General features: G+C 37.3%; 23 protein-coding genes and 1 other RNA gene. 5 read left to right on the forward strand and 19 right to left on the reverse strand.

Annotated features, from left to right (window positions below; translation table 11 throughout):
- The 12 genes from ACTCAF_RS07835 to mobB form a co-directional block, all read right to left on the reverse strand.
- On the reverse strand, nt 1-104 hold a 104-nt coding region (locus ACTCAF_RS07835; RefSeq protein ID WP_463062764.1), incomplete at its 3' end, for a hypothetical protein.
- Nucleotides 101-898 (reverse strand): phosphatidate cytidylyltransferase, encoded by a 798-nt coding sequence (locus ACTCAF_RS07840; RefSeq protein ID WP_463062734.1) that lies wholly within the window; start codon nt 896-898, stop codon nt 101-103. The genes ACTCAF_RS07840 and ACTCAF_RS07835, both read right to left, overlap by 4 nt.
- On the reverse strand, nt 895-1,626 hold the full coding sequence (locus ACTCAF_RS07845) for an isoprenyl transferase (RefSeq protein ID WP_463062735.1): 732 nt from the start codon (nt 1,624-1,626) through the stop codon (nt 895-897). The genes ACTCAF_RS07840 and ACTCAF_RS07845 overlap by 4 nt, the downstream gene beginning before the upstream one ends.
- Nucleotides 1,627-1,629: 3 nt before the next feature.
- A complete protein-coding gene (frr, locus tag ACTCAF_RS07850; RefSeq protein ID WP_463062736.1) occupies nt 1,630-2,187 on the reverse strand; it encodes a ribosome recycling factor in 558 nt (185 codons plus the stop codon).
- Entirely contained in the window at nt 2,180-2,908 is a 729-nt protein-coding gene (gene pyrH, locus ACTCAF_RS07855) for a UMP kinase (protein WP_463062737.1), read from the reverse strand. The genes frr and pyrH overlap by 8 nt, the downstream gene beginning before the upstream one ends.
- The gene (locus tag ACTCAF_RS07860) at nt 2,892-3,245 is read right to left on the reverse strand and encodes a hypothetical protein (RefSeq protein ID WP_463062738.1); all 354 of its coding nucleotides are present in this window, start codon (nt 3,243-3,245) and stop codon (nt 2,892-2,894) included. Before ACTCAF_RS07860 ends, pyrH begins: the two co-directional genes overlap by 17 nt.
- Before the next feature lie 44 nt (nt 3,246-3,289).
- Nucleotides 3,290-3,877 (reverse strand): signal peptidase I, encoded by a 588-nt coding sequence (gene lepB / locus ACTCAF_RS07865; RefSeq protein WP_463062739.1) that lies wholly within the window; start codon nt 3,875-3,877, stop codon nt 3,290-3,292.
- Entirely contained in the window at nt 3,877-5,679 is a 1,803-nt protein-coding gene (gene lepA, locus ACTCAF_RS07870) for a translation elongation factor 4 (protein ID WP_463062740.1), read from the reverse strand. Before lepA ends, lepB begins: the two co-directional genes overlap by 1 nt.
- Nucleotides 5,680-5,681: 2 nt before the next feature.
- Nucleotides 5,682-7,010: a UDP-glucose dehydrogenase family protein gene (locus ACTCAF_RS07875; RefSeq protein ID WP_463062741.1), complete on the reverse strand. Its 1,329-nt coding sequence runs from the start codon at nt 7,008-7,010 to the stop codon at nt 5,682-5,684.
- A gap of 93 nt (nt 7,011-7,103) precedes the next feature.
- Nucleotides 7,104-7,895, reverse strand: a complete 792-nt coding sequence (thiD, locus tag ACTCAF_RS07880; RefSeq protein WP_463062742.1) for a bifunctional hydroxymethylpyrimidine kinase/phosphomethylpyrimidine kinase — start codon at nt 7,893-7,895, stop codon at nt 7,104-7,106.
- The gene (locus ACTCAF_RS07885) at nt 7,896-11,375 is read right to left on the reverse strand and encodes a DNA polymerase III subunit alpha (protein ID WP_463062743.1); all 3,480 of its coding nucleotides are present in this window, start codon (nt 11,373-11,375) and stop codon (nt 7,896-7,898) included.
- Nucleotides 11,375-12,010 carry a molybdopterin-guanine dinucleotide biosynthesis protein B gene (mobB, locus tag ACTCAF_RS07890; RefSeq protein WP_463062744.1) on the reverse strand — a complete coding sequence of 212 codons (636 nt, stop codon included), beginning with the start codon at nt 12,008-12,010 and terminating at the stop codon, nt 11,375-11,377. The genes ACTCAF_RS07885 and mobB overlap by 1 nt, the downstream gene beginning before the upstream one ends.
- A gap of 145 nt (nt 12,011-12,155) precedes the next feature.
- On the opposite strand from mobB, the gene ACTCAF_RS07895 reads away from it, so the two are divergent.
- Nucleotides 12,156-12,980: a zinc dependent phospholipase C family protein gene (locus ACTCAF_RS07895; protein WP_463062745.1), complete on the forward strand. Its 825-nt coding sequence runs from the start codon at nt 12,156-12,158 to the stop codon at nt 12,978-12,980.
- A gap of 31 nt (nt 12,981-13,011) precedes the next feature.
- Here the strand turns inward: ACTCAF_RS07895 and ACTCAF_RS07900 are convergent, their stop codons facing one another.
- The 7 genes from ACTCAF_RS07900 to ACTCAF_RS07930 form a co-directional block, all read right to left on the reverse strand.
- Complete coding sequence (locus tag ACTCAF_RS07900; protein WP_463062746.1) at nt 13,012-14,901, reverse strand: SurA N-terminal domain-containing protein; 1,890 nt, start codon at nt 14,899-14,901, stop codon at nt 13,012-13,014.
- Nucleotides 14,902-14,947: 46 nt separating this feature from the next.
- An RNA gene (ffs, locus tag ACTCAF_RS07905) (signal recognition particle sRNA small type) lies at nt 14,948-15,046 on the reverse strand.
- Between the two features lie 138 nt (nt 15,047-15,184).
- The gene (locus ACTCAF_RS07910) at nt 15,185-15,460 is read right to left on the reverse strand and encodes an acylphosphatase (protein ID WP_463062747.1); all 276 of its coding nucleotides are present in this window, start codon (nt 15,458-15,460) and stop codon (nt 15,185-15,187) included.
- On the reverse strand, nt 15,457-16,002 hold the full coding sequence (locus tag ACTCAF_RS07915; protein ID WP_463062748.1) for a 2-oxoacid:acceptor oxidoreductase family protein: 546 nt from the start codon (nt 16,000-16,002) through the stop codon (nt 15,457-15,459). The genes ACTCAF_RS07910 and ACTCAF_RS07915 overlap by 4 nt, the downstream gene beginning before the upstream one ends.
- Nucleotides 16,002-16,748 carry a thiamine pyrophosphate-dependent enzyme gene (locus ACTCAF_RS07920; protein ID WP_463062749.1) on the reverse strand — a complete coding sequence of 249 codons (747 nt, stop codon included), beginning with the start codon at nt 16,746-16,748 and terminating at the stop codon, nt 16,002-16,004. Before ACTCAF_RS07920 ends, ACTCAF_RS07915 begins: the two co-directional genes overlap by 1 nt.
- An 8-nt stretch (nt 16,749-16,756) precedes the next feature.
- The gene (locus tag ACTCAF_RS07925; protein WP_463062750.1) at nt 16,757-17,809 is read right to left on the reverse strand and encodes a 3-methyl-2-oxobutanoate dehydrogenase subunit VorB; all 1,053 of its coding nucleotides are present in this window, start codon (nt 17,807-17,809) and stop codon (nt 16,757-16,759) included.
- A gap of 9 nt (nt 17,810-17,818) precedes the next feature.
- Complete coding sequence (locus tag ACTCAF_RS07930; RefSeq protein ID WP_463062751.1) at nt 17,819-18,034, reverse strand: indolepyruvate ferredoxin oxidoreductase subunit alpha; 216 nt, start codon at nt 18,032-18,034, stop codon at nt 17,819-17,821.
- 276 nt (nt 18,035-18,310) lie between these two features.
- On the opposite strand from ACTCAF_RS07930, the gene ACTCAF_RS07935 reads away from it, so the two are divergent.
- From ACTCAF_RS07935 to ACTCAF_RS07950, 4 genes are read left to right on the forward strand one after another with little or no spacing between them, the layout of a single operon-like run.
- Nucleotides 18,311-19,258, forward strand: a complete 948-nt coding sequence (locus ACTCAF_RS07935) for an energy-coupling factor ABC transporter permease (RefSeq protein WP_463062752.1) — start codon at nt 18,311-18,313, stop codon at nt 19,256-19,258.
- A complete protein-coding gene (locus tag ACTCAF_RS07940) occupies nt 19,255-20,016 on the forward strand; it encodes an energy-coupling factor transporter transmembrane component T family protein (RefSeq protein WP_463062753.1) in 762 nt (253 codons plus the stop codon). Before ACTCAF_RS07935 ends, ACTCAF_RS07940 begins: the two co-directional genes overlap by 4 nt.
- Nucleotides 20,016-20,735: an energy-coupling factor ABC transporter ATP-binding protein gene (locus ACTCAF_RS07945; RefSeq protein ID WP_463062754.1), complete on the forward strand. Its 720-nt coding sequence runs from the start codon at nt 20,016-20,018 to the stop codon at nt 20,733-20,735. The genes ACTCAF_RS07940 and ACTCAF_RS07945 overlap by 1 nt, the downstream gene beginning before the upstream one ends.
- Nucleotides 20,736-21,644 (forward strand): radical SAM protein, encoded by a 909-nt coding sequence (locus tag ACTCAF_RS07950; protein ID WP_463062755.1) that lies wholly within the window; start codon nt 20,736-20,738, stop codon nt 21,642-21,644.
- Nucleotides 21,645-21,701: the final 57 nt, after the last annotated feature.

Consider the following 21,701-nt stretch of genomic DNA (forward strand, 5'->3'; position numbering starts at 1 on the left):
GAAAGAAAAACCACATCAAATTTATCTTTATTTTTCAATATTACATCTACCGCCTGTCTTCCAATAGACCCGGTAGAGCCTACAATGCCAATCTTTTTTTTCATATTAAAAACAGCTCAATGTAAAAATATAAAACCGGTGCACCAAAAAGTAGTGAATCTATTCTGTCAAGCATCCCTCCGTGGCCAGGAAAAATATTGCCACTATCCTTAACATTTGCCTTCCTTTTAAACATTGATTCAACAAGGTCGCCTACCACGCCAGCTGATGCTACAAGAAGTGATGTTAAAATTACATGCAATAGTGGCATCTTTATAAAAATCAGCGAATAAAACAATCCTACCAGAACACCGCCTAATACCCCTGCTACCAACCCTTCGACACTTTTTTTCGGGCTTATCAGCTCGTAAAGTCTTCTCTTACCGTACTTTATCCCAAAAAAATATGCAAAAGAGTCGCTTGCCCAGATAATTACAAGCAGATAAAAAATGTAGTGATAGTTTATGTTTTTCAAAAGCTGTATAAAGGAAAAATAAAACGGCACATAAAAAACATTTAGAAATGTAAATCCCACAGTCCTGTAAGTATCATCAAGAGGTCTGCTCCCGAAAAGCTTTATAGTAAGTGATAAAAATGAAATTATAAAAACGGAAAACAAAAATACATCGACTCTTTCTATATAAAAGCTGAAAGGAATCAATACCGAACCAATAAGTGTAGGAAGTTTCAGATTTTTATATCCGGCTTTTTCTATCAGTAATGAAAATTCATAAGTCGCCACCAAAATAAAAACCAGTAGCCCTACAAAAAAAACAATATCTGATGAGTAAATAATAAACAAAATCAATGAAGGGATAAGAAACAGGGCTGTAATTATTCTCTGAGACTTATTTGTCATATTTGTCCTTTGTCATATATTTGCTCATCTGTCTTGCCAAACCTTCTTCTTCTCGTCATATATTCATCAATTGCAAGATCAAATTCATCTTCATAAAAACCTGGCCAGAGAGTCTGAGTAAAATAAAGTTCACTGTATGCAACTCTGTAAAGCATAAAGTTACTGATGCGCTGCTCCCCACTTGTCCTGATTAAAAGGTCTATATTGGGTATGTCAGGATTGTACAAATAATCAGAAAATTTTGATTCAATATCTTCTATGTTCAATATTCCATTTTTAACATCTTTTGCTATCTGCGCTGCTGCATCAATAATTTCTGCTCTGCCCCCGTAACTCAGGCATAGATTCAAGGTCATCCTTTTGTTGTCTCTGGAAATTTCCACGGCATCCATAAGTTTCTTCTGGGTTGCTTTTGGCAACATGCTGATTCTGCCTGAAACCTTCAAACTTATCCCTTTTTCTATAATTGTATTGATTTCTTTTTGCAGATAGTCATTCAAAAGTCTCATCAAGGCAGAGACCTCTTCTTCCGGCCGGTTCCAGTTTTCTGTGGAAAAGGCAAAAAGGCTCAAATATTTAATCCCTCTTTCAGCTGCATGCGCTACAATCCTTCTAACCGCCTTCACCCCTTCTTTGTGTCCAAATACTCTGGGAAGCCCTCTTCGCTTTGCCCATCTGCCATTTCCATCCATTATAATGCCGATATGTACCGGGAAGCCGTTATCCATGGATTATATTTCCATCACATCCTTTTCTTTTGCTGCTGTTACCTCATCAATTTTTTTCACAAACTCATCAGTAATTTCCTGAATCTTCACTGTGGCCTTTTTCGCATCATCTTCAGAAATTTCCTTATCTTTTTCCAGTTTTTTGATCTCCTCGTTAGCATCTCTTCTTATATTTCTCACGACCACTTTGGCATCTTCAGCCATCTTTTTTATTAGCTTGACTATCTCTTTTCTTCTCTCTTCCGTGAGCTGAGGAATTGGAATTCTTATCAAAACGCCGTCATTGGAAGGATTAAATCCAAGATTGCTTGACATAATAGCCTTTTCAATAGCCGGTATCAAAGAAGGCTCCCATGGCTGAATAGTTATCAGTCTTGGTTCCGGAGCACTTAGTGTTCCAACCTGATTGAGAGGGGTTAAAGTCCCATAATAATCAACCTTAATCCCTTCAAACATGGCCACTGATGCCCTGCCTGTCCTTATACCTTTAAGTTCATTCTTGTAATGATCAAGTGATTTTGACATCTTTTCTTTTGCTTCATCAATTACAACATTAATCATGACTTTCCTCCACTAATGTACCTATTTGTTTACCCAAAACTATATTTAAAATATTATCTTCACCATACAGATCGAAAACAATTATTGGAATCTTGTTATCCATACACATACTAATCGCAGTAGAATCCATTACTTTCAAGCCTTTGTTCAAAACATCAAGGTATGTGATTTCGGAAAACTTTTTTGCATCTTTCTCCTTCACCGGATCAGCATCATATATACCGTCTACTTTTGTCGCCTTAAGTACTACCTCTGCATTTATTTCAGAAGCCCTTAATGTCGCTGCTGTATCCGTGGTAAAATAAGGATTCCCGGTACCAGCTCCAAAAATCACCACTCTGTTCTTTTCAAAATGCCTCATCGCACGCCTTCTTATAAAAGGTTCCGCTATTTCCCTCATCTCAATAGCAGTCTGAACTCTTGTGGGCACCCCAATATTTTCAAGGGCGTTCTGCAATGCAAGTGAGTTTATCACTGTAGCAAGCATCCCCATATAATCGGCACTTACCCTATCCATCCCCTTCGCAGATTCAGAAACACCTCTGAATATGTTTCCGCCACCTACTACCACACCTATATTTACTCCAATTTCATGGACTTTTTTTATTTCACGGGCGATATATTTAACCGTATCTCCATCAATACCAAACTGCTGCTTGCCCATCAATGCTTCGCCGCTTAATTTTAAAAGTATCCTTTTGTATTTAGTTTCCACCTTCATCTCCTTTTAGAGGTCTTTCTTTCTCTATCTTATAATTAAACACTATGGGCTTTCTTAAAAAAGGGAAATTTACCGTTTCCTTATATTCTACTACGGTTGTAATTGTATCCTCATAGTTTCTTATAAATTTTATATTTTCCTTTCTTACCGGTATTTTTAAGGAATCAGCTTCCTCAATCAGACTCTTAACAACCCTGTCCGCAGGTAACCTGTCATTATTCATCATAATCCTTTCGGCTGCACTTTTATAAATTGCAAATTTACCCCACGGAAGCCCCACCATAACCAGGCAGTATATCACAAAAATGGTAATTGCCGACTTAAGTATCATCCCCATAAAAATTTCCTTTTAGAAATTATATCATCAAATTCATTAATATTTCAATGAATAAACTTTAAAATCCTGTTCAACCTCAGCTCAAATTCAGGACTAAACTGCCAGGACCAATAAATTAAAAGCGCCTTCCCTTTTATCATGTCCCTCGACACAAAACCCCAGTACCTGCTGTCAAAACTTGAATCTCTATTATCCCCCATTACAAAATATTTTCCCTTTGGGACAGTAAACTCATCAAAATTATCTCTTGGGTTTTCTTTACTGTTAAATACAAAATCACTCTCATATCTTACATAATTTTCATCATATGATTTACCGTTTATAAATAACTTTTTGTTTTCCATTCTGATTTTATCACCTGGAAGCCCTATCACCCTTTTTATAAAATCTTTTTCGGGTTCAATAGGATACTCAAAAACGACAATGTCTCCCCGTTTGGGCTCTGTAAAAATATAAGCTGCCTTGTTCACCAAAATGTGGTCACCTATCAAAAGGGTATTCAACATTGAGCCGGATGGAATTTTATACGCTTGCAAAAAAAATGCCCTGATAATCATTGCTATGACAAATGCAACTATTATAGAATCAATTGTATCCTTAAATTTATTCTTCTTTTGAAGTTTATCGTCCATTATTCCTCTCCGATTTTCAAAATAGCGAGAAATGCCTCCTGAGGCACATCCACCTTTCCTATCTTCCTCATTCTCTTTTTCCCTTCTTTCTGTTTTTCCAAAAGCTTTTTCTTTCTTGTAATATCACCACCATAACACTTGGCGGTAACATTTTTTCTGAATGCTTTTACTGTGCTTCTGGCTATTATTTTATTGCCCATTGCAGCCTGAATGGCAATATCAAACATCTGACGGGGGATTACATCTTTCATCTTGTCCACAAGCTCTCTCCCCTTGTAATAAGCATGGTCTTTATGAACAATGATACTGAGCGCATCCACAGGTTCACCATTTATAAGTATGTCAAGTTTTGTAAGGGATGATTCTTTATAGCCTGCATGCTCATAATCAAAGGAAGCATACCCTTTTGATGCAGACTTCAATTTGTCGTAAAAGTCTATTACCACTTCGGAAAGGGGGAGTTCATATTCAAGGATTACCCTTGTTTCCGAAGCATAATGCATATTTTTCTGAATACCTCTTTTTTGTTGCAGCAATTGAATAACGTTGCCAACATATTCATTGGGGAGTACTATTGTGGCATTTATAATCGGTTCTTCCACAAAATCAATCTCACCTACCGGCGGCAACTTTGCCGGATTATCGACTTCCACTACAGAACCATCTGTTTTTGTTACCCTGTAAATAACTGTAGGTGCTGTGGTTATAAGATTTAGATCAAATTCCCGCTCAAGCCTCTCCTGTATAATTTCCATGTGAAGAAGCCCCAAAAACCCGCATCTAAATCCAAATCCAAGAGCCATGGAGTTTTCAGGTTCAAAAGTTATAGATGAATCATTAAGCATAAGTTTTTCAAGAGCATCCCTTAAATCCTCGTAATCTTTTGGGTCTACCGGGTAAAATCCGCAAAATACAACAGGCTTTACATTTTTAAACCCCGGGAAGGGTTTATCAGTAGGGTTCTTGGAGTGTGTAACCGTGTCACCGATTTTTACATCTTTCAGTTCTTTGACACCTGTAATAATATAGCCAACCTCTCCTGCAGACAACATATCAACCTTTACATCTTTGGGTGTAAAAACACCTATACTATCCACATCATACTCTTTTCCGGTTGCCATAAACTTTACTTTATCCCCTCTGGAAATAGCACCATCAATAACCCTTATCAAAACTACAACCCCCTGATACGAATCATACCAAGAGTCAAAGATTACCGCTTTTAGTGGTTTTTCGGGCTCTCCTGCAGGATATGGAATAAATTTAACTATACTTTCCAGTATCTCCTTTGTCCCTATTCCCTCTTTTGCACTTGCTGGAATTGCATGAGAAGCATCTATACCTATTATCTCCTCTATCTCTGCTTTCACCCTTTCAAAATCGGCACTTGGCAGGTCAATTTTATTTATAACAGGTATAAGCTCCAGGTTTTGCTCTATTGCCATGTAAACATTTGCAATTGTCTGTGCTTCAACCCCCTGGGAAGCATCCACCACCAACAAAGCCCCTTCACAGGCCGCAAGACTTCGCGAAACTTCATAAGTAAAATCCACATGTCCAGGTGTATCTATAAGGTTTAACTGATATATGTTGCCATCATCGGCTTTATAATAAAGCCTCACCGTCTGCGCCTTAATTGTAATCCCACGTTCTCTCTCAATATCCATTGAGTCAAGAAGCTGAGATTTCATCTCTCTTTTGTCAATTGCTCCGGTATATTCAATCAGTCTGTCTGCTATTGTTGATTTACCATGGTCAATATGAGCAATAATTGAAAAATTTCTTATAAACTTTCTGTCCATATTTATAAAGGCCTTCCCACACACGTATAATTAAATCCGAGACTTTTCATCTTTGAAGGTTCATATATATTTCTCAAATCCGCCAAATTGGGGGACTTAAGTTGCGACTTTATTCTTTCCATATCAAGTTTTCTAAACTGATTCCACTCTGTAACTATCACAAGGCAATCAGCATTTTCGCAGGCACTATATTCATCTTCTGAATATTCTATCCTGTCAGAAAAAATCTTCTTTGCGTTATCTGCAGCAATCGGGTCAAATGCCTTTATCTTTGCACCTTTTTCCAGAAGCTTTTCAATAATCACAATAGATGGAGAGTCTCTCATATCGTCTGTATTGGGCTTAAATGAAAGCCCAAGTATCGCTATCACTTTCCCGGCAAAAGCATCAGATTTGTTTATATCAAGTCCAAGAAGTGTTGCAATCTTATTTACCATCCTGAGCTTCTGCTCTTCATTCACCCTTACAACTGTCTCTATGGTCTTGAATTCATACCCCTTTTCCCTTGCAAGATGGGCAATTGCACTTGTATCTTTAGGAAAACATGAACCACCATAACCTGGACCCGGATGTAAAAACTTTGGGCTTATTCGTCCATCCATCCCCATAGCTTTGGCAACCTTATGAACATCAGCTCCTACAAGATCACAAAGATTTGCAATTTCATTTATGTAGGTAATCTTTAGTGCAAGAAAAGCATTGGAAGCGTACTTTATCATCTCGGCTGTCTCAATATTTGTCACCACAAAAGGTGCTTCTCCAAGATAATGGGCGCTATAAATATCTTTCATTATAGCGACAGCTTCATCGCTCTCAGCGCCGATAACTATTCTGTCTGGCCTCATAAAGTCGTTTACCGCTGCCCCCTCTCTTAAAAACTCCGGATTGCTTACCACATCAAACCTGTATCTATCCCCTACTACAGACTTAATAATCTGCTTAACTTTCTGCCCGGTACCTACCGGAACTGTACTTTTATCCACTATCACTTTGTAGCCGTTCATATTTTCGGCTATATCCCTTGCCACCTGTTCAACATATTTAAGATCAGCACTCCCATCATCTTTTGGAGGTGTCCCAACGGCAATAAAGATTACAAGATTATTTTTAACAGCTTCGGCAATATCTGTTGTGAAATTAAGTCTTCCAGCCTTATAATTTTTCTCAACTATTTCATCAAGACCTGGCTCATAAATAGGGATAATCCCTTTTTTTAGATTTTCTATTTTTTTCTCATCAATATCCACACAGGTAACAAACATCCCAAATTCAGCAAGACAGGCACCAGTAACTAGACCGACATACCCTGTTCCCACTACCGCTATTCTCATAATTTCCTCCTATCTACAAATTAACAAAATCCTTCATTAATATATTAATGAAGTAACTTTTTCAAGCAAAATCGCCCCATTTAAAAGTTAACGCTACTTATCCCCGGCATAAAAGTGGTTGATAAGGCTCTGCCTATTTTTATCATTGAACCTTATTGAGCTTTTTATGGCACCAAAAATGTACTCCTTTGCATATCTTACCGCAGTAATCACATCATACCCTTTTGCGAGATTGCATGCAATGGCCGAAGACAGGGTGCATCCCGTCCCATGTACATCTGTTATCTGAAGTTTTTCAGCAGTAAATTCAACAACATTCTCCCCGCATATCAAAATATCTGTTGCGCTATTGCCTTCAAAGTGTCCACCTTTTATGAGAATACTTTCAGTTTTCATCCCCTTAATTTTATCTATTTGGTCAAGAATACTGCTTTTATCTTTAAACACGGTTTTAAGCAGTACCTCGCACTCCTGTTTGTTTGGTGTAACCAATGTACTAAAGCTTATCAACTTTTTCAATTCATCAATAGCATCGTCATTTAATAGCTTTTTGCCACTGCTTGATACCATTACCGGGTCAACCACAATGTTTTTGATTTTATATCTCTCAAGCATCTCAGCAACAGTGTTGATAATTTCGGCATTTGACAGCATACCTATCTTTACTGCACTTATATAAAACTCTTCTGCTACAGCTTCAAACTGAGATTTTACCACTTTTGCAGGCAGGTCATATACATCTGTCACTTTTCTTGTATTTTGTGAAGTGATCGATGTAATCACAGTGCAACCATAACACTTGAGGGCAGAAATTGTTTTGATATCTGCCTGTATGCCGGCTCCAGCTATTGGGTCTGACCCACCTATTGTTAGCACTACCTTCATTTAATCCTTCTTTATGACAAATTCTATTTTATCTTCGCCTATAAAATCTTCTATCTGTTTGAAAAGGGACACTTTCGGTTTCACATGAAAGCTTTCTGATGCGCTTAAAATCACTTCATACTTATCTTCTCTTTTTATTGCAAATTTTAACGGTATACCTCCCTTATTAATGGTAACCGCTTGTTTTATTTCAGCTACCTTCTCCTTTGTCATACCAACAGGATTAATTTTTATAACTATATATTCCGTAAGCTTCTCCAGAGCTTCAGCAATATCGTAAATCTCTTCTGCCACAACAGATTTTCTATCTTCGTTTATATTATATCTCCCCTTTACAATTATAATTTTATCTTCTTCAATATGTCTTACATTCTGCGCAAAAAGTTTTGGAAATATTACGACATCGCAAACACCTTCAAGATCTTCAACTGTAATAAAGGCCATCTTCTCCTGGGACTTTGTCAAATGATATTTGACATCTTTAACAATGCCACCAATTGTAACCTGACTATCGTGTTGCATTTCCTCAAGCTGAGATAAATTTATGGTCATTAATCCCAGCAGATACTGATATTTTGAAAGAGGGTGGCTTGAAACATAAAATCCCAATACCTCTTTTTCATGCTTCAAAAGCTCACTTTCCGGTATCTCATCAATATCCGGGTAATCTATATCATCTGTATTGTTTTCTTCCTCATGCATATCACTCAGCAAATCAAAGACAGTAACGATACCTTGCATAGCTATTTTCTGGTGTTTCTGGCTGTTGCTCAATACATCATCCAGCACATTCAGCAACTGACTTCTCTTTTTACCAAAACAATCAAGCGCGCCTGCCTTAATAAGCGACTCGAGAACCTTTCTGTTTACCTGCCTTAAATCTATCCTTTTGCATAAATCAGATATGTTTTTATACTGTCCGTTATTTTCCCGCTCTTCAACAATTATGTCTATAGCCCCGCTTCCTACATTTTTAATTGCCCCAAGCCCAAACCTTATGGAGTGTTCATCTATTGTAAAATCCTTATAACTTTCATTGATATCAGGGGGCAATACCTTAATCCCCATTCTTTTGCACTCTTCGATAAAAACAACTACCTTATCCCCCTTATCCACCTCATTGGATAAAAGAGCTGACATATATTCCATAGGGTAATGCGCCTTAAGATATGCTGTCTGATAGGTAACCATTGCATAGGCTGCTGAATGGCTTTTGTTAAATCCGTATTCAGCAAATTTTGCCATTAAATCAAATATCTCTTCTGATTTTTTGAGGTCAAACCCTTTTTTCTTTGCTCCGGGTATATTTAATTTTTCATCTCCATATAAAAATATTTCTTTATGTTTTTGCATCTCTTCAGGCTTCTTTTTACCCATTGCCCGTCTTAGCAAATCGGCACTGCCAAGAGAATATCCGGCTATTACCTGAGCAATCTGCATTACCTGCTCCTGATACACAATAATGCCGTAAGTATCTCTCAGTATCTCCTCAAGCTCAGGAATAAAATATGTAATCTCTTGCTCCTTATGTTTTCTTTTTACAAAATCATCCAGCATACCGCTACCCATAGGTCCAGGTCTGTATAAAGCGACAACAGCCACAATATCTTCAAAAGTAGAAGGTTTCAGTTTTTTCAAAAGATTTTTCATCCCGGGACTTTCAAGCTGAAATACCCCGGTAGTATAGCCATTTGACAAAAGCTCAAATGTTAAACTGTCATCAAGGGGGATATCCTTTATATCAAAATCTTTTTCTTTTTCTCTTATTTTATTTACAGCATAATCTATAACCGTAAGGTTTTTAAGGCCAAGAAAATCAAACTTTACAAGCCCAATCTCCTCAAGGGTATTTTTTTCGAATTGTGTAACCACTTCGTTATTTTGCCCTCTGCACAGGGGGACATAATTGATTATGGGTTTATCAGATATTACAACTCCGGCTGCATGCATACCCGTCTGTCTCAATAGCCCTTCAAGCTTCTTTGCGTGGGTCAAAAGTTCTTTGCCGGACGGAATATTTTCTATCTCCTGCTCTATTGTAGGGTCAGACGACAGTGCCTTTTTAAGGGTCATACCCGGTGATTCCGGTATTAGTTTTGCAATTTTATCGACAGTTTTCAGAGGAATTTCCAAAACCCTGCCTACATCTCTGATTACACCCCTTGCAAGAAGCTGACCAAATGTAACTATCTGGGCTACCCTATCCTTTCCATATTTTTCAATAACATAATTAATAACTTGCTCTCTTTTGTTTTTGCAGAAATCAATATCAAAGTCAGGCATGCTTTTTCTTTCAGGATTTAAAAATCTCTCAAAAAGCAGATTAAACCTTATCGGGTCGATATCGGTAATGCCCATAGCATAAGCTGCCAAAGAGCCAGCACCCGAACCTCTGCCTGGTCCAACAGGGATATTGTTGTTTTTGGCAAAGTTTATAAAATCCCAAACTATCAGATAATAACTTGCATACCCTTTAAGTTTTATAATTTCGATTTCAAACTCCAGCCTTGCATAATAAATTTTTTGCTTCTCAACGGAAAAATGGGAAATTTTCTTATGCAATCCCTGCCTTGCCACATGTTCAAAATATGTTTCAGGAGTATAGCCTTCCGGCACCTCAAAAACAGGAAGATGTACATTGCCAAATTCCATATTTACATTGCACATTTCAGCTATTTTTACTGTATTGACAAGAGCTTCACTGCAATTGTCAAATGATCTCCACATCTCCTCGGGAGATTTTACATATAGTCTGTCTGAGTGAAATTCCAGTTTGTTTTTACTGCTAATGGTCGCCTGCATCTGGATACACATCAAAATCTGGTGAGAAGTATGATCCCCAAGGTTGAGATAATGGCAATCGTTAGTTGCAACGAGAGGAATATCCTCGTTTCTTGAAATATTTATCAGCTGATTGTTGACAATTTTCTGCTCTTCAATACCGTTATCCTGCAACTCCAGATAATAATTCCCTTTCCCTAAAATCTCTTCATACTGTTTCGCAGAAGCTATCGCCTTCTGATAATCACCCCTGACAATATGTCTTGGTGGTTCCCCCGCAAGACATGCGGACAATCCTATAAGCCCTTCTGAATATTGGGACAAAATCTCTTTATCTATCCTCGGCTTATAATAAAATCCTTCCAATTGTGCAATGGAGACAAGGTGTTGAAGATTTTGAAGCCCTTTGTTGTTTTTTGCAAGAAGAATAAGATGGTAATTCTTATCTTCACCTGATGAATACTCTCTATTCCTTCTGTCATCAGGCGCAACATATACCTCACAACCGATAATTGGCTTGATTTCCTTTTTTATACATTGTTTGTAAAAGTCTACTATCCCATGCATAGTACCATGGTCGGTTATTGCACATGCTTTAGCCTTTTGTTCTTTTAATTTATCCATCAAATCAGGTATTAAAATTGCCCCATCAAGAAGGGAGTACTGGCTGTGTAAATGTAAATGAACAAATTCTTTCATTATTCCTCTATCTCAATCTTTATTTTAACTTTTTTATATCTTTTTAAAAATCTGTATGCCTGTAAAAGCTTTTTAATACTTTTCTCAAGAAGAGGCTCACTTACCCCCGTTATTTCGATTTCCGGCATAAAAAGGTCTGCTTGAGCCACCAGAAAATCAGCCACTTGTTTCACATCTTCAAACCCAAATTTTCTCACATCGTTTCTTGGAATATTTACACTATCTGTTATAACGCCAATTAGCTCAGGTTTATCCGCCGACAGAAAAGGTTTACCAACAACTTCTCTAAAAATTTCAATTTTGGGCAGCCTGCTCTGTTTATAACCTTCAGTAATAACCAAATCCACATCTTTGAAATAATTTAAAACTATCTCTTCAAGACTCTCTTCATCTTCCGAAAAGCTTTTGACAATTGCCATTTTTTCAGAGGAAGATATGGCTACCATATCAGCTCCGGCATGCTTAAACCTGTAAGAGTCTTTGCCTGGCTTGTCTATTTCAAACTTATGGGCATCATGTTTGATAACACCGAGCTTTATCCCTCTTGACTTAAGCTCTTTTATAAGTTTTTCTATAAATGTTGTTTTTCCGCTTCCAGAGCTTCCGATAAATGAAAATAACGGTGTGTATTTCATATATCTCCCTTCTTTTTGTATCTTTTTTATTCAATTTAAATTTAAATTCAAGGACTTTAAGCCATTAGTCTGCATAACTGCCTGCACTACAAAAGATATTTAAAATCCCCTTTTCTTTATACATTAAAGGTATTAATATGTACATATGAATCTGGCGATTATAATAATTGTTTTAAATGTTTTTTTTGCGGACACCGCATATGCATGGGGTTTTGAAACACACATCAGTATCGGTCTAAAGATCTTGGAAAATACGACTTTTCACATTATTAACAACTATCCTGCACACTTTTTGCTCGGAAATATATTCCCCGATTTTTTCAATCTATTTAAAAACTATTCCGCTTTAAAAAAATCCCTTAATACTCATTCCTGGCAAACGGTTTCAGCCCTTTTTTCTGCTGCTGATAAAGACTCGGAAAAATCATTTGCCTACGGTTATGCGGCTCATCTTTCAGCAGATATTGTAGCCCACAATTATCTTGTCCCGGAATACTATCTTTCAAGGAGCGATAAAAAACTCTTTGCCCATTTCCTTACCGAAAGTGCCGAAGAGGCTTTGACTGACAAACTTTTCAAGCCATCACTATTTTATCTTCTGGACAATGCTTCTACTCTTGGCAGCCTTTTTATAAGAGTCAAAAATATCGATGAAAAATACTTTTCAAGGCAGATAAAATATATAAAATTTGGCCTTAGCTACCAATACACATTAAACATAGGCAAGATATCCCACAATATCAGAAAGAGCAGTGACCCAGATTTTGTTGAAAAATGCAAAAATTACCAGGAAAAGGCCTTCAATTTCGCTTCCAAGTCTGTCCAAAGCGGCTTTGGCCAATTTGTCAAATACGACCCAAGCGGCAAAAAAACAATGGAAAATGCCCGAACAACAAGAAAAATGCTTATCGGCGATCTTGGGAAAGGGGTTGTAAGTAAACTTAATTTCAACAAAAAGAGCGGGGATTAGCCCCGCAATTCATGTCTGTTTTATCGTCTTTTTAATTGTTGAGATTTGGATCTATGTAAATTTCTGCTTCGTTTTTCAGATTTTCGATGTATCCTTTTAAAACTTCTTCCTGCTTTATAGTCAAAAGAAATCCTTGAAGAGCTTCCTTCTCAGACGCAAGACCACCAATATCAGGCTTTTTAACTTCAACCACCTCAATTGCGTAAGGCCTGTCATTAAGGGTATATACCTTCTTTAAAACACCTTTTTTTGCTTTAAAAATATCATTTATCATATCGCTATCTGAACCAAGGTCTGGAACCGGCTCAAGTCTTTTAAATGAAGGGGTAATAGTAACAGATACTTTGAACATTTTGGATAATTCATCAATTGATGAAGCCTTTTGTAGCTCTTCATCAAGTTTATTTTTTGCAAGCTCAAGCGCCTTGCTTTCAAGATAATCATTTTTAACATTCTCTTTAATGTTGTCAAGCTGTGGGATATATGAATCTTTTTTGTCCGTTACTTCAAAAATGTACTTTTTCCCATTAATATCCTGAACAGAACTTATCTCCGCAATATCCAGTCTGAAAAGGGCATTTTTAACCACGCCCTGCTCTGAAAAAGGGGCTACCTTTTCATCTTCGCTGAAATAATCGGTTTCATAAACCTGCAATTTGCCAGGATTTTTTTTCAGATATGCAGTTATATTTGCCTCATTGAGAATCTCTCTGTATGTATCAAAGACATAGGCCTTAAATCCGGCTTTTTCTTTTTCTTTGGTAATCTTTTCAATAATCTGCTGTTTGACTTCATCAAGTGCCAGGTCTTTTTCTTCAAGTTTTTTCTCAACTTTAATAACATGATAACCAAATGGTGATTTAACCACCTTGCTTGCTTCACCAGGTTTAAGAGAGAATGCTGCTTCTTCAAATTCCTTGACCATTACCCCCTTTTCAAAAAATCCAAGATAGCCGCCATTTGCCGCTGTTGAATCCTCAGAAAACTTTTTGGCCACTTCTGCAAAAGGTTTGCCTTTTTCAACCTCTTTTAAAGCTTCGTTTATTTTTTTCAGCGCCAGGTCATTTTCAGTCTTGTTATCAAAATCTTTTACCCTGACCAGTATGTGTCTTGCCTCTACCTGTTCTTTTTGATGAAATTCATCTTTATGTTGAAGAAAATAGTTTTCAACCTCCTGATCACTTACCTTCACATCTGCCTTAAAATTGCCTTCGTCAAATACCACATACTTTACTTTTATTTTTTCAGGCACCCTGTAGAGCTCTTTATTATCTTCATAATATTTTTTTACTGCATCCTCCGTGATTTCCACATCACTCTTAAACTTGGAAGGATTTAAACTCAGATATTTGATAACTGCACTACTGTTTCTATAATTGTATTCTTTTTCAATCTCTTCATCGGTAATTGCAACTGAATTTCTTATGAGGTTTTCCATTTTGCTGACAAGCATACTTTCTCTCAAAGACTCTTCATATGCTTCAGGGCTTATACCATTTAAGTTTAAGACCTGAACATATCTTTGCTGGTCAAATTTTCCGTTATTCTGGAAAGATTTTGTTGAAGCAATCTGGGCAAGCACCTCTGAATCTGAAACAAATACACCATTCTTTTTTGCTTCTTCAATCAGTAAATATTTGCTTATCAAATCATTGACAACAGTTTTGCCCAAATCTTTAAATTGCGGAATATTATTTGCCTGATCGCCAAAAATTTGTCTTAACGTATTTGCAGTATTCTCATACGCATTTTGATATTCTCTGTAAGAAATCTTATAATTATTTACTTTGATGGCATAATTTGTTGAACCTGTTTTGCCGCCCATCCCCCATACGAGGAAAATAGTCCCTATAAACGAAGCAATTACAAGCCATAAAAAAAAGCTTAAAACTTTTCTCTGATTCCTCATTTTAGTTAGCATACTTTTACCTCAAGTCTAATAATAAATTGCCAGGAAAATACCAGAGGCCCGACAGGTAAACTCCGGCACATAGGAAACCATGCTACCGTTGCTCCCTTCCGGGCCTGGCGGGGTTCACACAGCTCCTATTGCAGAGCACCCATCAGGCCACTGATATCCTCTGCCACTCTGAAATTGTATTGTATAAACACAACACACAATAAAATCAAGTGTTTTTTAGTTTTTTTAGTACACTTAAACTTCACAGCTATAATAGTGTTACCAATTACCCAAAGGAATGCTTTTAGTGGGCTACTGAAAATCCTTCAATATCTTTTTCAACTTCTATTTCGGTAATTTCCACGGAATCAACCCTGCTACCCAATGGACCTCTTTTAGCAGCGGTGATAAGTTCATCTACTTCCTTTTTTTCACCTCTGCAGATAATCTCAACTGAACCATCAGGAAGATTTTTTACGTAACCCTTTAAGGTTGGCAGTTTCAGGGCATTTCTGTATATAAATGCCCTGAAGCCCACACCCTGAACTATACCTTTGACTATAATCCTTTTGTATATCATATTCTTGCTACTTTTTCAAAACCCTCACTCAAGGCTTTTCTGTTTATTTCCAGCATACTGTGATACTTTTTTGGTATTGCGTGCACCAGTGCCTCGTTTGCAGTTTCAATGGCAAACAACCCCGAAATCTTCAAAAGTGCTCCAATCATAACCATATTAGCTACTTTTGTGTTACCTATTTTCTGTGCTATTTCAGAAGCATTTATCCCATAAAATGTGACATCACTCCTATCGCACTCTTTTTTATCCACAAGGGAAGTATCCACTACTACACTTGCCCCTTTTTCAAATCTTGGCTTGAATTTAACCAAAGACGGATAATTCATTATAAATCCATATTTTGGATTTGGAATTACCGGAGAACCAATCTCCTCATCAGAAATAACTACTGCACAGTTTGCTGTCCCGCCCCTTTGCTCAGCGCCGTAAGAAGGAAACCACGTAACATTTAGATCCTGGCTTACTGCCATATGTGCAAGTATCATCCCTGCGCTCAGTATCCCCTGACCACCAAATCCAGCCATCACACAATCAAAGTACATTATTCACCCCTCTGAATATCCTTGAATGTCTCAAGCGGGAAATAACTTTCCATCTGTTCGTCAACAAATTTCAGCGCATTTACAGGAGTCATACCCCAGTTTGTAGGACAGGTGGAAAGTACTTCAACAAAAGAAAACCCTATATCGTTTACTTGATTTTCAAATGCTTTCAAAATCGCTTTGGATGCCTTCATCACATTTTTAGGATCGGTAACCTTAACCCTCGTGGAATAAGCAACCGCCGGAAGACTACCGATAAGCTCTGCCATTCTAAAAGGAAAACCATGTGATTTTGTATCTCTACCCATAGGAGTCGTGGTAGTTTTTTGTCCTAGGAGGGTCGTTGGAGCCATCTGACCTCCTGTCATACCGTAATTTGCGTTATTAACAAAAATCACAGTAATATTTTCACCTCGCCCTGCTGCATGAATGATTTCGCTCATACCAATTGATGCAAGGTCTCCATCCCCCTGATATGTAAAAACCACCATATCAGGTCTTACCCTTTTTGCACCGGTAGCAAGAGCAGGTGCCCTTCCATGGGGAGCCTCCACAACATCAAAATTGAAGTAATCATATAATAGAACAGAGCAACCAACAGGTGCTACGCCATATGTCTTTTCTCTGACACCAAGCTTATCAATAGCCTCTGCCACAAGTCTGTGAATCAGGCCATGGTTGCAGCCAGGACAATATATGCTTTTAGCATCTGTCATGCTTTCAGTTTTTTCAAACATTACCTTCATAGCAGCCCTCACTTTTGAAATATTTGAATAGCCTTTTCATAAATATCTTTTGGAGAAAATACTTCTCCTCCAGGTTTTCCCAAAAACTCTATCTTTTCGTCATTTTGAACAGACAATCTTACGTCAAAAAGCATTTGCCCTGTATTCATTTCAGCCACCAAAATCTTTTTAGCCTTTTTCGAAGCCTCTTTTAAAGATTCATAAGGGAAAGGTGAAACGGTAATAGGTCTAAAAAGTCCTGCCTTGATACCATTTGTTTCAAGCTGCCTAACCACAGTTTTGGCAACCCTTGCAGCAGTACCAAAAGCAACAATCAGATATTCAAAATCATCCCCAAAAATCTCATATTTCGTTTCATTTTTTTCAATCTCCAGAAACTTTTCATGAAGATGCCAGTTATGCTTTTTAAGCTCCCCTTCAGCTAATCTCAGCGATTTTACAGACCTTGCTTCTCTCCCTTTAGCACCATTTAATTCCCAGCCTTCATCTTTTGAAGGTTTTTCTTTAAAATCTGGCAAGACAACTGTCTCAGCCATCTGACCAATAGCACCATCTCCAAGAATAAGTACAGGATTCCTGTATTTTTCAGCCACATCAAAGGCATTGTAAGTCAAATCAACCGCTTCCTGGACCGTATGGGGTGCATTGACAATAAGATGATAATCCCCGTTACCGCCACCCCTTGTTGACTGGTTGTAATCACATTGGCTTGGTCCTATATTTCCAAGACCTGGACCACCCCTTACTATATTAACAATAACCGCAGGCACTTCAGCACCACACATATAAGAAATCCCTTCCTGCATAAGAGCAATACCGGGGCTTGAAGATGTTGTCATAATTCTTTCACCCGTTGCTGCAGCGCCATAAACCATGTTGATTGCCGCAACTTCACTTTCAGCCTGCACAAATGCTCGCCCAAGTTCAGGCATTCTGTATGACATATAGGCAGTAACCTCATTCTGGGGAGTAATTGGGTAGCCAAAATATCCCTTGACTCCAGCCCTTACCGCAGCCTCAGCAATCGCCTCATTACCTTTCATCAAAACCTTTTCAGCCATTTTGTCCCCCTACTTCTTTTCTTCTTTATATAAAGTAAAAACTATATCAGGGCACATCAATGCACAGCTTTTACAAACGATACATTTACTTTCATCGATACACTGTACATAGTCATAACCGGAGGAGTTAAATCTCCCTGAAAATTCTAAAATATGCTTCGGGCATACCTGAACACATAAACCACACCCTTTGCACTTTTCAATGTTTATTTCGACCTTTGGCATTTCAACCTCCAAGAAGATGTTAGAAATCTACCCTGCTAATATAACCAACTTGAAAATAAAGTGCAACAATAAAAACAATTACACACAAAAATACAAAGTTAAACTTAACTAAACAGCATGCTACTGTTTTATAAATTTACTTACATAAAGTGTGTGCAATCTCAGTATACTTAATTTCGAGAAAAATTGATGGGATTCAAATTCAATTCATTTGAATTTTATCAAATTGTATGTCATAATTCCCATATAAATCATTCCTCATAGGGAGGTGTTTTTATGCATATGGCCGATGCTCTTATTTCAGTGCCTGTTGCTTCAACTTTTTGGGCAGTTTCTGCCGGCGCTGCTGCTTACTCATCTGCAGCACTTAAAAGAAGGGTTGAAGAGGAAAAAATCATCCCTTTTATGGGGGTAATGGGGGCACTTGTATTTGCATTACAAATGGTTAATTTTACAATACCTGCAACAGGCTCAAGCGGACATTTTGCAGGTGGATTTTTGCTTGCACTTTTGCTTGGCAGTGAAGCATCTTTTCTGATTATGTCTTCCGTTTTACTCGTCCAGGCTTTATTTTTTGCTGACGGAGGTCTGCTTGCTCTTGGGTGCAACATTTTTAATATAGGATTTATACCTGCCTTTATAGTTTATCCCCTTTTTAAAAAATTTACTGAAAAAAATATGTTTTTTATTTGGCTTGGAGCTTTTGTCAGCCTTCTGGCAGGCGCGGCAATGGTATCTATACAGACAGCTCTTTCGGGTATTTCCGAGCTGCCATTTTCCAAAATGTTTTTCTTGATGATGGGCATTCACGTACTGATTGGAATTGTAGAAGGTCTCATAACTGTTGGCTCTTTCAAATTTATCAGTTCATACTCCCTTGCCGATACAAAATATACTCCAGTCCCAAAACCATATATTGGGATTGCAGGCATTTCGTTGATAATAGCCGGTATAGTCTCACTTTTTGCGTCTGAAAATCCTGATGGCCTTGAATGGTCTGTTTTTAGAATATTGGGCAACGAGTCCGAGCCCCACTCAGCCACCAGTAAGCTTCACGACATGGCTTTATCATTACAATCCAAAATATCCATTTTGCCGGACTACAATTTTAGCGGACAAGAAACCGCATTAGGCACATCTGTTTCAGGAATAGTTGGTGTAATGATTACAATTTTTGTGGCTGCTACAATTGGATATATTGTCAGTAAAGTAAGTAAAAATTGAAAAGTGCAGAGAAAAATTTACACTACTTAATTAATTTTGATACACTCTCAAAGCAGGGTTGCGTTTTAGGCAAAATAAACCCTGCTTCTAAAATTTTTGTATTCCTGACCTTTTTAATTGCACTTGTTAGTATAAATAAATACGATATTTTAAAAACACTCCTATTATCCTCTTTCACTTTTGCAATGATAAACATGTCAAGGCTAAAGTATTCCACTTTCATAAAAATATGTGTTGTCCTAAGTCCATTTATATTACTTTTTGTTGTTTTCAATCCAATATTGGATAAAAACATATTTGCATTTTATAATTATTCCATTAATGCCGGATATATCTCAGCGTTGACGACACTGATAAAATTCATCAATACTACAGCCATTTCTCTTCTAATAATAACAAGCACAACGGTGCATGAAATAGCATATGGCCTTTATAAATTGAAAATTCCAGGTTTTATGGCGATTCAAATTATCTTGATGTATAGGTTTATCTTTTTATTTCTTTCAGATATAATCAACACAACAGAGTCTATAAAATCGCGTGGCGGATATAGGGGGAATATAAAATGGAAAGATATGAAACAGATAGTGTCTTCATTTTTTGCAAGGGCAATATATAGAGGCGAAGATGTTTACTACTCAATGCTTTCTCGTGGTTTTAACCTCCAAAATCTGAACGCCGATACCAGATTTAAATTAAAAGATTTTCTTTTTTTATTCCTGTCTATTTGTTATATTCTGCTCTTGAGGTTATTTTAATGAGTCATCATTACGTAAATATAAAAGATTTAACTTTCACTTATTCTGATGGCAACATAGCATTGGAAAATATAAACATGTACATCACCCATGGGGAATCAGTTGCTATTCTTGGCTCAAATGGCGCCGGAAAATCAACACTTTTAAAACACCTTAACGGCACACTGCTTAGTGATAAGGGGGAAATAAACATTGGTGGTATCCCCGTCACCAAAAAAACGCTAAAGAAAATCAGGGAAACTGTGGGAATTGTTTTTCAAAATACTGACAATCAGCTATTTATGCCCACCGTATACGAGAATGTAGCTTTCGGCCCCAAAAATCTGGGAGTTGATGGCGAGCAGCTTAAATCAATTGTTGAGTTAGCCCTTAAGGATACAGGCACAATACACCTTTTACAAAAACATCCATTCAGGCTTTCAGGAGGAGAGAAAAGGAAGGTATGTATTGCTTCCGTAATTGCATGTAGCCCTGAGATCCTTGTTTTTGATGAACCAACAGCCGAAGTTGACCCCAAGGGGATAAAAGATATTGTCAACATTCTGAAAAAATTTCACCACACGAAAATAATCTCTACTCACAACCTAAAATTTGCCTCAGCAGTTTGCAAAAGAGGAGTTGTGCTAAAACATGGAAAAATTATATTTGATGGACAGATGGAAGATATAATAAATAACACTGAGCTTCTAAGGGAAGCCGAAATATTGGATGACTATTAAATGAGCTTTGTATTTGGACCTGTACCGTCAAGAAGACTTGGAGTCTCGTTAGGTGTTGATATTGTGCCAAGAAAATACTGCACCCTTGACTGCATCTACTGTGAAGTCTGCAAAACAGATAAACTGACCGTAAGCAGACAAGACTTTTATGACACAAATGAAATTATTGAAGATGTCAAAAAAATATACTCCAAAATAAAAGAGAATATAGATGTGGTAACAATAACCGGTTCGGGCGAGCCAACATTAAATAAATCTTTTGATGTTATCGTAAAAAAGCTGAAAACCTTCGTTTATCATCCTATTGCGCTCTTAACCAACTCCACACTATTCTATGACAACAAAGTAAGACAGCAGGCAATGGTTTTTGACATTATTGTCCCAAGCCTTGATGCGGCAGACACAAAAACATTTCAAATGATTAACAAGCCGGCAAAAGAAATAAATTTTCACAATATGATAAATGGACTTGTGGATTTTTCAAAAAGTTATAGAGGTAAACTTTTTGTAGAAGTATTGCTGATAAAAGGGGTAAATGACAGCCTGAGTCATTTGACAAAACTTGCTGACATTATAAGCTCTTTAAAATATGATGTAATCCAGCTAAACACAGCATTTAGACCAACAGCCTATAAAAATGTGCAAAGGCTTAGCGATGCAGAGTTGCTGGATGTAGCCTTTTTCTTTCAGAAAAGAGGGCTGAAAGTCGAGCCTGTGAAAAACTTTATCTCAAAAAATATTCAGGACAACGATAAAGAGGAGCTTTTCGAAAAAATGCTCCACATGCGACCATTAAGCGAAACAGACATAGTGGAACTTTTTGGTGAAAGTTTTCTTAAAAAAGTAAAAGACGACAACAAGTTCCAATTTTTTACATATCAACAGGAAACTTTCTTTAAAAAATTTTGAATTATGTGTTATAATTAGGCACATTGGCTTTACAAAAAATATACTTTAATTTAGAAT

Source organism: Deferrivibrio sp. (assembly GCF_055117995.1).